The 12355-nt window shown below is 68.6% G+C and carries 11 protein-coding genes; all 11 read right to left on the bottom strand.

Annotated elements, in window-relative coordinates; genetic code table 11:
* Positions 1–94: 94 nt before the first annotated feature.
* Positions 95–733, bottom strand: coding sequence for an N-acetyltransferase (locus M3C17_RS06800; RefSeq protein WP_259976877.1), 639 nt, complete (start codon positions 731–733; stop codon positions 95–97).
* The gene (locus tag M3C17_RS06795) at positions 730–1416 is read right to left on the bottom strand and encodes a PIG-L deacetylase family protein (RefSeq protein WP_259976876.1); all 687 of its coding nucleotides are present in this window, start codon (positions 1414–1416) and stop codon (positions 730–732) included. The genes M3C17_RS06800 and M3C17_RS06795 overlap by 4 nt, the downstream gene beginning before the upstream one ends.
* Positions 1417–1440: 24 nt before the next feature.
* Positions 1441–2328 (bottom strand): carbohydrate ABC transporter permease, encoded by an 888-nt coding sequence (locus M3C17_RS06790; RefSeq protein WP_259976875.1) that lies wholly within the window; start codon positions 2326–2328, stop codon positions 1441–1443.
* Positions 2328–3302 (bottom strand): carbohydrate ABC transporter permease, encoded by a 975-nt coding sequence (locus tag M3C17_RS06785; protein WP_259976874.1) that lies wholly within the window; start codon positions 3300–3302, stop codon positions 2328–2330. The genes M3C17_RS06790 and M3C17_RS06785 overlap by 1 nt, the downstream gene beginning before the upstream one ends.
* A 62-nt stretch (positions 3303–3364) precedes the next feature.
* Positions 3365–4669, bottom strand: coding sequence for an extracellular solute-binding protein (locus tag M3C17_RS06780; RefSeq protein ID WP_259976873.1), 1305 nt, complete (start codon positions 4667–4669; stop codon positions 3365–3367).
* Between the two features lie 24 nt (positions 4670–4693).
* Positions 4694–5650: a GNAT family N-acetyltransferase gene (locus tag M3C17_RS06775; protein ID WP_259976872.1), complete on the bottom strand. Its 957-nt coding sequence runs from the start codon at positions 5648–5650 to the stop codon at positions 4694–4696.
* Between the two features lie 113 nt (positions 5651–5763).
* Positions 5764–6951 (bottom strand): DUF1343 domain-containing protein, encoded by a 1188-nt coding sequence (locus tag M3C17_RS06770; RefSeq protein WP_259976871.1) that lies wholly within the window; start codon positions 6949–6951, stop codon positions 5764–5766.
* Between the two features lie 367 nt (positions 6952–7318).
* Positions 7319–7654, bottom strand: coding sequence for a tryptophan synthase subunit alpha (locus M3C17_RS06765; RefSeq protein ID WP_259976870.1), 336 nt, complete (start codon positions 7652–7654; stop codon positions 7319–7321).
* Positions 7655–7663: 9 nt separating this feature from the next.
* A complete protein-coding gene (locus tag M3C17_RS06760) occupies positions 7664–9112 on the bottom strand; it encodes a sugar porter family MFS transporter (RefSeq protein WP_259976869.1) in 1449 nt (482 codons plus the stop codon).
* Positions 9113–9173: 61 nt separating this feature from the next.
* Entirely contained in the window at positions 9174–10139 is a 966-nt protein-coding gene (locus tag M3C17_RS06755; protein ID WP_259976868.1) for a ParB/RepB/Spo0J family partition protein, read from the bottom strand.
* Complete coding sequence (locus M3C17_RS06750) at positions 10139–11011, bottom strand: ParA family protein (protein ID WP_311198435.1); 873 nt, start codon at positions 11009–11011, stop codon at positions 10139–10141. The genes M3C17_RS06755 and M3C17_RS06750 overlap by 1 nt, the downstream gene beginning before the upstream one ends.
* Positions 11012–12355: the final 1344 nt, after the last annotated feature.

The following is a 12355-nucleotide window of genomic DNA, read 5'->3' as shown; positions in this document are numbered from 1 at the left end:
CCTTCTGCGTCCCCGCGCCACCGCGCGTCCCCGCGCCACCGTCCGTCACCCGTCGCGTGCCCGCCCCGCCGGCCTCCCGTGTGCGCCGCCCTCCTCACCCCGCCCGGTCGAGCCGGATCCCGAACGTGACGCCGTCGTCCGTGCGCCGCAGCTCGTCCATCCCGAGCCGCCGGTAGAAGCCGAGCGCCGCGGTGTTGCGCGCCCCCGCGGTCAACTGCAGCCCCGGCACCCCCTCCGCGCGCAGATGTTCCGCGAGCGTGTCGATGAGCCGTCGACCCCACCCCTGGCCCTGCGCCTCGGGCAGCAGGTCGATGTGCAGGTGCGCGGGGTGACTGTCGACGAACGGTGCCGGGCTCGCACCCACGGCGTCGGCGTAGGCGACCGCGGCGCGGTCCCGCGTGGCACCGCCCCTGTCCTCGCGATAGGCCGGCGCGCGCGGGGGCCACCACGCCAGCCGGAACCACCCGTCGAACGCGGTGGTGTCCGGTGCGCACACCACATACCCGACCACGCGGTCGCCGTCGTCGAGCACGAAGCAGCTCTCCGGGCTCCAGGCCGCATAGGGCAGGGCGAACACATCGCCCAGCAGTCGCGACGACCGGTACAGCCCGGTCGCGTCGGCGCCGGAGTCGCCCGTGCGCAGGCACACGTCGGCCAGGTCGTCCTCGTCGCCCACGCGGAAGGGCCGGAGGCGCCGCAGCACCCCCGGCCCGGTCGATCCGGTGGGGCTCACGGCCCCGCGAGCTCGGCGCCCTTGTCGCCGCGCTTGAATCCGCACGCCCGGGTGGTGCCGGCCAGGCAGCCCTTGGCGAGCATGTTCGCGCTGTAGTAGTCGATGTAGCGGAAGCCGTAGGTCTCCCCGCGGGCGAACGCCTGACCCTGGATCGCGGCGCGCCAGGTCTCGAACGCGTCATCCGGGATGTCCACGTACAGGTCGGGCGCGAACCCCTCCGCGTCCTCCCAGTTGTCCGCGTGCAGGAACTGCGAGATGCCGTGGCGGCCGTAGGGGCTGTCCACGGGCAGCGAAGCCAGGAAGCGGCCGCGCTCCGCGAGGAGCGCCGCCCGCTCGTGGTCACGGTGGATGCTCTTCGTCCAGTGCGTGATGAGGATCTCGGGCTTCTCCTGGCGGATGATGTCGGCGATCTGCTCGGCGGCGGAGTCGTCGTCCGGCAGGAACCCGTCCGAGTAGTCGAGCACCCGGAACTCGGCGCCGATCGCGGCGGCGAAGGCCTCGCCCTCTGCGACCTTCTGCTTCCGGTACTCGTCCGGTGCGATCGTCGGGTGTCCTCGCTCGCCGTAGGTGCAGGCGAGGATGATCGCGCGGTCGCCCTCCTGCACCATCTTCGCGAGGGTCGGGCCCGCCGTGAGGTCCATGTCGCCGATGTGCCCGCCGATGGCGAGTACGGTCCTACCCATTGTCATCACTCCGTTTCGTGGGGGTCACTTCATTCCGCTGAGCATGACGCCGCGGACGTAGTACTTCTGCAGGAACAGGAAGATCAGCAGCACCGGCAGGGTGCTGATCACGATGCCGGCCATGACGATCGGCATCGTGCGGTTCGGGTCGATGAAGCTCTGCAGCATCTGGATGCCGACCGGCAGCGTCATCAAGTCGGGGTTCGCGGAGGCGATCAGGGACGACCAGATGTACTCGTTCCACTGCCCGACGAACGTGATCACGCCGAGCGTGATGGCCACGGGCGTCGCCTGCGGCAGCACGATGTTGAAGAACAGCCGCCACTCCCCCGCACCGTCGATGCGCGCGGCCTCCAGCATCTCGTCGGGCACCCCGACCATGAACTGCCGCATCAGGAAGATGCCGAAGCCGCTGACCAGGAACGGCAGCATCAGCGAGACGATGTTGTTCGTCATGCCGCCGAAGCCGCCCTGGCCGAGGATGTTGTTGCCCCCGACGAGCGGCCAGTTCAACATGATCAGGAAGTCCGGGATCAGCAGCAGGAACGGCGGCAGCATCATGGTGGCGAGCACGAACCGGAAGATCACGTCCCGGCCGCGGAAGCGCAGCTTGGCGAGCGCGTAGCCCGCCATGGCCGAGGTGATCAGCACCGACGCGGTGACCACGAGGGTCACGACCGTGCTGTTGAAGAACAGGGTGCCGAGCTGCAGCTGCTCGAACGCGGCCGTGTAGTTGTCCCACGTCCAGTTCTCCGGGAAGAACCGGTAGGGGAAGATGCCGTACTCGCCCGGCCCCTTGAGCGAGCTGAAGACGGTGTCGAAGAACGGGACCACCATCATCAGGCCGCCGATGGCGACCACGAGGTAGGAGATCCACGGGAACGGGTGGCGCTTGCTCTTGCGGACGCCCATCAGTCGTCTCCTCCGGTGCGACGGCTGATCCAGAGCTGGAGCAGCGTGATGATGAAGATGATCAGGAACAGGACCATCGCCATGGCGCTCGCGGTGCCCCAGGCGCCGAACTTGAACGCCTGCTGGTACATCTCGAACGCGGCGACGTTGGTGGCGTTCGCTGGTCCGCCGTCCTTCGTCATCACGATGATGAGCGCGAACGACTGCAGCCCGGCGATGCACTGGGTGATGAACACGAACACGAGCGAGGGGCGCAGCAGCGGCAGCGTGATGCTCCAGAACGTGCGCCAGGAGTTCGCGCCGTCGATCTCCGCGGCCTCGTACATGGTCTTGTCGATGCCCTTGATGCCGGCGGTGAGGATGAGCACGGCCGCGCCGATCGAGGCCCAGGCCTGCACCACGGCGACCGCCGGCAGCGCGAGGTTGGGGTCGGACAGGAATCCGATCGAGTTCACGCCGACCGCGTTGAGCAGCGCGTTGATGAGGCCGGCCGGCTGGTAGAGCATCTTCCACACGTTGCCGATCGCGACCACGGTGGCGACGACGGGGAGGAAGTACAGGAACCGCCAGAAGCCCTGGAACTTGAGCCGCTCGATGAGCTGCGCGACGACGACGGAGCCGCCGACCGCGAGGATCACGGCGATGAAGGCGAACAGGAAGGTGTTGACGAGGATCGGCTGCACGAACGTGCTGTCGAAGCGGAGGATGTCCGCGTAGTTCTGGAAGCCGGTGAACTCGATCTTCGTCAGGTCGTAGCCGCCCCAGGTCGACAGCGACAGGAAGATCGCGAAGAACGTGGGCAGGATCAGGAAGACGGTGAAGAACAGCAGGGAGGGCGCGAGGAACAGGTAGCCGGCGCGGGCCTCTCGACGGAACCGGCGGGAGCGCGGCTTAGCCTTCTTGCCGATCGTGGTGACCGCGATCGTGTCCTCGGCGGCTTCCTGCGCCGCCGTCATGAGTGTGGGGTTGGCCATCGGCCCTCCGTGGTGGTCTCGGGTGAGGGCGGGGACCGGTCGGCCCCCGCCCTCGGGTCCTGCTACTGGGCGTCGATCTCCTTGACCAGCTTCGAGAAGGTGGTCTTCACGTCGGCGCCGTTGACGATGATGTCGTTGAGGGCCGTGTTGGTGGCCGTCTTCGCCTCGTAGGCGTTGGACGCGTTGGACTCGGCCATGGCGTAGTCGGCGGCGGCGTAGATCGCCTCGAGGTTCGGCTCCTCGGCGAGGTACTTCGGGCCGAGGATCTCCGCGTCGGTGGTGCGCGGCGGGATGAGGCCCTGCGTGGCGAGGAAGTCCCCGAGCGCAGTCACGCCGTCCTCGTTCTCGTGCGAGTTGAGCCAGCTGAGGAACTTCCAGGCCTCCTCCTGGTGCTGGCTGCCGGAGTTCACGCCCGTGAAGAAGCTGTAGGCGAGAGAGCCGACGTCACCCGTCTCCGGTCCGGGCACGGGAGCCACGCCCACGTTCGCGTAGTCGCCGCCCATCGAGGCCTTGAGGCTGCCGATCCACCATCCGGCCTGCACGGCCATCGCGACGCCGCCCGTGGGGAACGCCTTGGTCGGCATGATCGAGGTCGAGGTGGCTCCGGTCTCGGCGAGATCGGACTCCAGCTGCATCACGTCCTCGGCCGTGTCGTCCATGGCGGACTTCCCGTCCGGGGCCAGGAACTCGCCGCCGGCGGAGTCGAGCAGCGACAGGAACGGGTGCACCGTGTGGTTGTCGCCGTCCTGGATGAGCGAGAGGCCCTGCACGATGGTGTTGCCGGAGCCGTCCTTCTTCGTGGTCGCGTTGGCGATCTCGGTCAGCTCGTCCCAGTTCGCGGGCGGCGCGTCGTAGCCCGCGTCCGCGAGGATCTGCTTGTTGTAGAAGAGCGCGTAGGTGTTGAACTCGGTCGGGTAGCCGAGGATGTCCCCGTCGCCCGTGGTGACCGAGTCGAGGGCGGCCTTGCTGTAGTTGTCGGTGATGTCGGCCTTCACGTCAGCTGGAGGCGCCGAGAGCACGCCGTTGGCCTGCAGCTGCCCGCCCCAGAGGGAGTAGGAGCTGACGATGTCGGCACCGCGTCCGCCGGTCTGGCGGACGTTGAGGGTGGTCAGCAGCTCGTCGAAGTTGACGGCCTGCGAGGTCACCTGGATGTCCGGGTTCTCCTCGTTCCACTGGTCGATGAGGGCGCCGATGCCCGTCTTGAACGGGTCGCTGCCGTAGTGGCTGAGGAAGGTGAGCTCGACGACGCCGTCGTCTCCCCCGCCTTCCGCGCCGGTCGTGCATCCGGCGAGCGCCAGGGCGGCCGCGCCGCTCAGGGCGATCGTGGTCACCATGCGTCGGCTACGACGCTGTGCTGCAGACTTCATGTGATTCCTCTCGGGTGGTCCGCGTCAGGCGGCGGTGGGGGCGTGCAGGATCGTGAAGGTGCGAGTGATCTCGAACCCGGTCTTGAGGTAGAGGTGTCCGGCCGCGGAGGTCTCCTCGGTCCACAGGAACCAGGCGCTGTGCGCGCCGAGCGCGCGCATGCGCTCGAGCGTGAGGTGCAGCAGGATCTTCCCGAGACCGGTGCCGCGGCTCTCGGGGAGGACGCCGAACGGTCCGAAGCGCTCGAGCACGTTCTCGTAGGTGCCGTGCATGGCCCAGCCGAGCATCGTGCCCTCGGGATCGCGGCACACCATGATGCGCTCGAGGGCCTGACCGCCGAGGACGCCCTCGCGGATCCCGCGCGACCAGTCGGCGTTGAAGGTGCCGGCGATCTCGATCAGGTCGACGAGGTCGTCTCCGCTCGGGGAGAAGAACGTCCACCCCTCCGCGCGCATCTCCGCGATGCGGGCGCGGACGTCGTCGGGCATCGCGTAGTCGTTGAGGGTGCGGTCCATGGCGACCGAGGTGTACTGGGTCTGGAAGCCCATGCCGCGCAGGAAGGCATCGGCCTCCGGGTAGCGGTCGGCGTCGAGCCCTGGCAGGAAGTAATTGGGCGTGTAGGAGGAGAAGTACACGGTCTGGACGCCCTTGTCCCGCAGCCACGACTTCGCGGCGGTCATGAGGGTGGTGGCGATACCCTGGCGGCGCGCGGACGGCACGACGAAGAAGAACGGGATCCAGCCGGACGTCGGTTCGAGGTCGTCGCCGTCTGCCGCGATCTGCCGGCGCACCGCGTAGACCGCGCCGACGATCGCACCGTCGGCTTCGGCGAGGAAGAGGCCGTCGGCGTCGAAGTTGCGGTCGAGGAGGATCAGGTCGCGGAAGCGGTCGTAGCTGATGCCGTCGGCGGGTGCCGCTTCCGTCCAGGCCTGCGCGATCTCGGGGCCATCGCCCGCGCGGAAGGTCCTGATGCTGCTCTCCATGGAAGATCTCCTCGGGTGTGGGGGTGGGGGCCGGGCGATGGGAATGAAAGTACATTCACCGTCCGGATGATGTCAATAAGTTTTGATCACGATTAACAAGATGGAAATAGTTTTCAGCGCGGGTACAGCAGCACGTCGTCGCCGTAGATCTCGGCGACTCGTCGGGTCCCCGGCGTCAGCGAGGACAGCGGCGCGCCCGCGTTCAGGGCCTCCCGCAGCGTGGTCGAGCCCCAGAGGCGGTCGAGTGCGTACCCGGTGTCGCCCGGATCGAGGCGCTGTCCGGCATCCAGGCTGCGCACCTCCCCCGGGGCCGAGGCTCGTGCGGCCTCCAGTACCGCGAGGGCGGTGCCGACCGGGTCGTAGGCGCCGTGGTCGGTGAGGTGCAGCTGCACGCCGCGTGCGGTCTCGCCCACGTGCTTGTGGAACGTCGGCTGGAAGGCGATGTCGCGGAACAGCACTCCCGGCAGGCCGCGCGCACGGAGATCGCTGGCGAAGTCGGCGGTGAGGAAGGGTGCGCCGATGGTCTCGAACGGCCGCGTGGTGCCGCGTCCCTCGCTGAGCGTCGTCCCCTCCACGAGCCCGATCCCCGCGAAGGCGTACACGGAGTCGAGCGTGGGGATGTTGGGCGAGGGCGGCACCCAGGGCAGTCCTGTGGCCCTCCAATCGCGGTGCACGTCCCAGCCGGTCAGGGCGACGACGTGCAGGTCGATGTCGAGTCCGTCCGCGGCGAGGTCTCTCCGTGCGAAGAGCCGCGCGAGCTCCCCGGCGGTGAGGCCGTGCCGCTGGTGGATGTCGCTGCGCCCCACGAAGCTCGTGAAACGGCTGTCGCTCACCCCGGGGCCGGACAGTACGGCACCGCCGAGGGGATTCGGTCGATCCAGCACTGTGAACGGCAGCCCGAGGCGCGCGGCGCTCCGCATCGCGTCGTACATCGTCCAGATGTAGGTGTAGAACCGCACCCCGATGTCCTGCATGTCGAAGGCGAGGGCGTCGACGCCGCTGGCCGCGATCATGTCGTCCAGGGCGGTTCCCTCGGTGAGGTAGGTGTCACTGAAGGGCAGGCCGGAGCGCTCGTCCCGCTCGATCTCGGTGCTCTCCCCCGCCTGCACCGAGCCGTCCAGTCCGTGCTCGGGACCGAAGAGGTGGTGGAGGGGCACACCGGCGCCCTGGAGAGCGTCGATCGTGCGGGACAGATCCGGCATCGTGCCGGTGAAGTTGGTGAGGAGGCCGATCCGGCTCCCCGGGATCAGCTCAGGCTGGTCTGCTGCACGCTCCGCTCCGATGCGTAGGCGTGACGTCATGGCGAACTCCCTTGTCTTCATGAAGCCCGCGGCAGTCGTGGTTCATCGAGACGTCCGCCGCGGTGCTGTCACCTTTTTACCAGCATCAAGCGTTTTATGAAAATCATGTTCACCGATGTGTCGCGAACGCTCTCGTGTGGGCGGGCGTGCGCAGTCGCTGCCGGTTTCGCACCGGCGGTCCTCGCCCGTCGCCCCTTCGACGTCGTCCGCCACGGTCCGCACGCCGTCTCCCGCGGTGCGGCCTCACGCCGGCACCGCGCACACCCGGTGCCTTCCTCCGATACGCACGACCGCAGTCGCATCATCAGCCCGCAGCGCAGCGCGCCCCCTCACACGCGGGGCGCGTCGTGCAGCGAGAGCGCCCGGGTCAGGAGGCGTCGGCGACGCGCGGGTCCCAGCGACGGTGGCGCTGCTGCTCGTCGAGCAGTCCCCACACCGCCGGCGTCAGCTCCGGGTACTCGAGAGCGATCTGACGCAGCACCCGGTAGTGGCGTGCGGCGTTCGGGCGCACCCCGTCGTTCGCGGCGATGTTGTCCGCGCGCAGCAGGTACACGACGAGCTCGTCGACGCTCGGCAGCTCCTCCATGAACTCCCAGGGGTCTTCGCCGCCGAGCAGCCGCTCCTGGATGAGCACCGCGAGTTCGTCCGCCGCTTCGGCGCGCAGCACTTCGAGGCTGGCGCGGCGCGGAACGGACTCGGTCATCGTTCCAGCCTACGCGCGTGCGGGACGCCTGCGGCGCTCCACCGTGACGTCCTCGCTCATCTCCTCGAGTTCCTTGCCCTTCGTCTCGGCGACCTTGAAGTACACGAAGAAGAAGGAGAGCAGGGCGAAGAAGGCATAGAAGCCGTAGGCGAACGTGAGACCGATCTCCGCGAAGGCCGGGAAGGTGGTCGAGATGAAGAAGTTGGCGACCCACTGCGCCGCCGCGGCCACCGCGAGGGCGCCGGCGCGGATGGAGTTCGGGAACATCTCCCCCAGCAGCACCCACACGAGCGGCCCCCAGGTGGCACCGAAGAACACGACGAACGCGTTCGCGCAGATCAGCGCGACGGTGGCCCACGGGTCGGGCAGCGTCACGGTTCCCGCGGAGTCGAGCGTGCCGAAGGAGAAGGCGAGTGCCATCAACCCCAGGGTCACGGTCATGCCCACGGAGCCGACGAGCAGCATGATGCGGCGGCCGACCTTGTCGACGAGCAGGATCGCCACGATCGTGACGACGATGTTGGTGACCGAGGTGATGACGGTGATCAGCAGCGCCTGGGACTCCCCGAAGCCGACCGACTGCCACAGCGTCGTCGAGTAGTAGAAGATCACGTTGATGCCGACGAACTGCTGGAACACCGACAGCAGGATGCCCACCCACACGATCGGCTTGAGACCCAGGCGGTTGCCCCGCAGGTCGCGCAGCGATTCGGAGCGCTCCGTGTTGATGGTGCCGGTGATCTCCTCGATCTTCGCCTTCACGTCGACGGTGCCGGTCACGGTCGTGAGCACTTCGGACGCGCGGTCGATCTCGCCCTTGCGCACCAGGTAGCGGGGCGACTCGGGCAGTTTCAGCGCGAGGATGCCGTACACGACGGCCGGGATGGCTTCCGCGATGAACATCCATCGCCACGCGTGCAGGCCCCACAGGGGCTCGGCGGCGCCACCGGCGACCTCCGCGAGCAGGGCGTCCGACAGGAGTGCCATGAAGATGCCGGTGACGATGGCGAGCTGCTGCAGCGACCCGAGTCTGCCGCGCATGCTCGCTGGAGAGACCTCGGCGATGTACGCGGGAGCGATCACGGAGGCGGCGCCCACACCGAGCCCGCCCACGATACGCCAGATGATGAGGTCGATCACGCCGAAGGCCAGGCCGGATCCGATCGACGACGCGAGGAACAGCCCGGCCGCCACCACCATCACCGGGATGCGACCCCACCTGTTGGCGAGTGGCCCCGCGAACCAGGCGCCGATCGCGCAGCCGATCAGGGCCGAGGAGACGGCGAAGCCCTTGAGCCCGACGCCGAGGTCGAACCCGGAGACGTCCCCCGCCAACGCGTCGACGGCACCGTTGATCACCGCCGTGTCGAAGCCGAAGAGGAATCCGCCGAGGGCGGCGGCGATGCTGATCGCGATGACCTTGCCGCGCAGGGTGGATCCGGACGGTGTCTGAGTCATGGGGGCCTCCTCGACGTCACTGCTCGTGAGTCTAGGGCTCCCTGCCCGACTTCCGGGGGCGTCAGGACCGGCCGTAGCCTTCTTCGCCGAGCTCCTCGAGAATCCGGTTCAGGTCCTGGATCGACGCGAAATCGATCGTGACCTGGCCTTTCCGCGCTCCGAGGGAGATGCGCACCCGGGTGTTGAGTCGGTCTCCGAGCTTGCCGGCGACCTCGTCGAGGTAGGCGCGACGCGCGCCCGGGGTCGGCTTGGGAGCCTTGCCGGCGGACGGCTGCGCCTTGGCAGCCTCCTCGGTGGCGCGCACCGAGAGGTCCTCGTTCACGACCTTGTCGGCCAGCCGCTGCATCGACTCGGGGCTGTCCAGGCTGAGGATCGCGCGGGCGTGACCGGCGGAGAGGACACCGGCGGCGACGCGCTGCTGCACGGGAACCGGCAGCTTGAGCAGGCGGATCGTGTTGCTGATCTGGGGGCGGGAACGACCGATGCGTGCCGCGAGCTCCTCCTGCGTGATGCCGAAGTCCTCGAGCAGCTGCTGGTAGGCGGATGCCTCTTCGAGCGGGTTCAGCTCCGACCGGTGGAGGTTCTCCAGGAGGGCGTCGCGCAGCAGATCCTCGTCGGCGGTGTCACGGACGATCGCGGGGATGGCGTCCAGGCCGGCTTCGCGTGCGGCCCGGGTGCGCCGCTCCCCCATGATGAGCTCGTACTCGCCGTCGGCGTTCTTCCGCACGACCACGGGCTGCAGCACACCGAACTCGCGCACGCTGTGCACGAGCTCGGCGAGGTCATCGGGGTTGAAGTGCGTGCGCGGCTGGCGCGGGTTCGGCACGATGGCCTGCGGGTCGATCTGGATGAGGTGGATCCCGGGCACCGCTTCGAGGTCGGCGTCGGCCGTGGGCGCGGCCACGGCCTCCGTCTCGGCGGGGCGCAGGCTGGCCCCGGGGAAGAAGACGTCGACCGGTCGCTCGGCCTGGTCCGCCGTGGGGATGAGGGCTCCGATGCCTCGGCCGAGTCCCGTGCGCTTCGCCATTATCTCTCCTTGCTCTGCGTCACTCGGGACGCGATCTCGACGGCGGCCTCACGGTAGGCGATCGCCCCGGCGGACTGACCGTCGTAGGCGATGACCGTCTGGCCGAAACTGGGGGCCTCGGATACACGTACCGACCGAGGGATGACAGTGTCCAGCACCTGCGTCGGGAAGTGGGTGCGCACCTCTTCCGCGACCTGCTGCGCGAGGCGTGTGCGCCCGTCGAACATCGTGAGGAGGATGGTAGACAGGTGCAGCGCGGGGTTGAGGTGCTTCTGGATCATCTGGATGCTGCCGAGGAGCTGGCTCAGCCCCTCCAGCGCGTAGTACTCGCACTGGATGGGGATGAACACCTCAGTCGCCGCCGTAAAGGCGTTGATCGTGAGCAGCCCGAGCGAGGGAGGGCAGTCGATGATCACGAAGTCGACGGGGTGCTCGGCGAGGTAATCCTCCAGGGCACGACGCAGACGATGCTCTCGGGCGACCTGCGCGACGAGCTCGATCTCCGCGCCGGCGAGGTGGATGGTGCTGGGGGCGCAGAAGAGTCGCGGGTTCTCCGGACTGGGCTGCACGATCTCCGCGAGCGGGAACTCGTCGATCAGGACGTCGTACACGCTGGGTGTGTCGGCGTTGTGGGGCACACCGAGCGCCGTCGAGGCGTTGCCCTGCGGGTCGAGGTCGATCACGAGGACGGTGGCCCCGAGGCCGGCGAGAGCCGAAGCGATGTTCACCGCGCTCGTCGTCTTGCCGACGCCACCCTTCTGGTTCGAAACCGTGAGAACGCGGGTCTTCCCGCTGAACTCGACGGTCACGGCCTCCAGTGCGCGGCGACGAGCGGAGAGGTCGGCGAGTTCGCGCGCCAGGGGGGTATCCATCCCGAACGAGTCGTTCGACGGTGTCTTCTCGGACTGTTTCACGTGAAACATCCACTCCTTTCGGGGCCGCGTTCCACTCTAATCGCCAGGACCGACCCTCGTTCACCGATGCCGCTCCCCCGGCGCACGTCCTTCACCCCGGCGCCGCCTCCCGCGGCCGGCGACGCCCGCACGTCGCCCCAGAATCACCCCCTCCCCCGCTCCCCGGTACTTCCTCGCGCCCAGCCCCGGTCCACACCCGCCGATCCCACCGATCCCACCCTCCCCGCCCCCGCCCTCCGGTCCCCGCTCCCCGGTTCCCCTCCAGTCCCACCCTCCGTTCCCGCCGGCTCGTGCACCGTGGTACACCCGCGCTCGTTCGCCTGCCGCACCGACACCATGGCGCAGAGACCCCCGAGAATCGTCTGGACCCGGCCACGTCTCTGGACGCGATCCGGCGTCCCCGTCTGATGAAGGTCGCCATACGGCACTCGCGGCGGCAGACCCGGCCTGCCCCCGCAGCCATGCGGCAACGAAACAGGTGTGTCACTGGACGACCTTGGCCTGCATTGGCCTCCTACAGATGGACATTCCCCACGGGAACCCGTGGTGACGCCGCTCGCACAACCTCAGCGTGGAGCGACATCGCCGTTCCCTCCGCCGCGCGGCCAGCCGATCAGGCGCTTCCAGCGATTCGCCCGGATGGGGGCTCGCTGGCCGCTACCGGCAGCTGGCGAACGATGATGGCACGGACGCGCAAGCGGGGGACATGTCAAGCGACCGAAGCGCCTCCTCAACACTGTGTTTCACGTGAAACATGGTGATGCCACGGCCGTGACTCTCCGTTAACGCGCCACCTCCCCCCGACCCGCGTTGGCGTGAGCTGAAACCCCAAGCTGCATCCTGACGGCAGGGCTCCGCCCGTGGATGGCCGCGGCGACCTCCGCCCCACCCCCTACGGATGACCCTTCGGGACCGCGCGGATACCGGCGCCGGCGACAGTTGAGGCGTCGAGCCCCCGCTCGTCCCGGCGGCGGGCAGCAACGGCGACACCATGAACAGCCCAGACGGCCGTGGTCAGAAATCACACCGAAGACCGCCCGCACGTCCTCATCAAACGCAGAGCGCATGCGACTCCATGTTTCACGTGAAACGCCGCCGTCGCGATCGGACTCAACTCAGCAGGGTTTCATCGCCCGCCCAAGCGGACACCCGCTCCCCAGCCCGGTGCCGACCATCGCTGAACGCGAGCACGTCCCGCTTTGTTGGCGCCGCCCCCCGGGGGAACAGCAAGCCGTGATCGCCGACCGTCCCTACCCCTCCAGACAGACACGTCGGCGTCCTGGCCCTCGCTCCAGCGCCAGG

The organism is Microbacterium sp. p3-SID336 (assembly GCF_025143365.1).
In the GTDB taxonomy this organism is placed as follows: domain Bacteria; phylum Actinomycetota; class Actinomycetes; order Actinomycetales; family Microbacteriaceae; genus Microbacterium.
This window is presented reverse-complemented; position numbering and strand designations above follow the sequence as displayed.

What these genes read in the sequence shown, in the direction of transcription:
- M3C17_RS06780 (WP_259976873.1), bottom strand. Translation starts at nt 4,669, where the DNA reads ATGAAGTCTGCAGCACAGCGTCGTAGCCGACGCATGGTGACCACGATC.
- M3C17_RS06750 (WP_311198435.1), bottom strand. Translation starts at nt 11,011, where the DNA reads ATGGATACCCCCCTGGCGCGCGAACTCGCCGACCTCTCCGCTCGTCGC.
- M3C17_RS06760 (WP_259976869.1), bottom strand. Translation starts at nt 9,112, where the DNA reads ATGACTCAGACACCGTCCGGATCCACCCTGCGCGGCAAGGTCATCGCG.
- M3C17_RS06795 (WP_259976876.1), bottom strand. Translation starts at nt 1,416, where the DNA reads ATGGGTAGGACCGTACTCGCCATCGGCGGGCACATCGGCGACATGGAC.
- M3C17_RS06790 (WP_259976875.1), bottom strand. Translation starts at nt 2,328, where the DNA reads ATGGGCGTCCGCAAGAGCAAGCGCCACCCGTTCCCGTGGATCTCCTAC.
- M3C17_RS06755 (WP_259976868.1), bottom strand. Translation starts at nt 10,139, where the DNA reads ATGGCGAAGCGCACGGGACTCGGCCGAGGCATCGGAGCCCTCATCCCC.
- M3C17_RS06775 (WP_259976872.1), bottom strand. Translation starts at nt 5,650, where the DNA reads ATGGAGAGCAGCATCAGGACCTTCCGCGCGGGCGATGGCCCCGAGATC.
- M3C17_RS06785 (WP_259976874.1), bottom strand. Translation starts at nt 3,302, where the DNA reads ATGGCCAACCCCACACTCATGACGGCGGCGCAGGAAGCCGCCGAGGAC.
- M3C17_RS06770 (WP_259976871.1), bottom strand. Translation starts at nt 6,951, where the DNA reads ATGACGTCACGCCTACGCATCGGAGCGGAGCGTGCAGCAGACCAGCCT.
- M3C17_RS06765 (WP_259976870.1), bottom strand. Translation starts at nt 7,654, where the DNA reads ATGACCGAGTCCGTTCCGCGCCGCGCCAGCCTCGAAGTGCTGCGCGCC.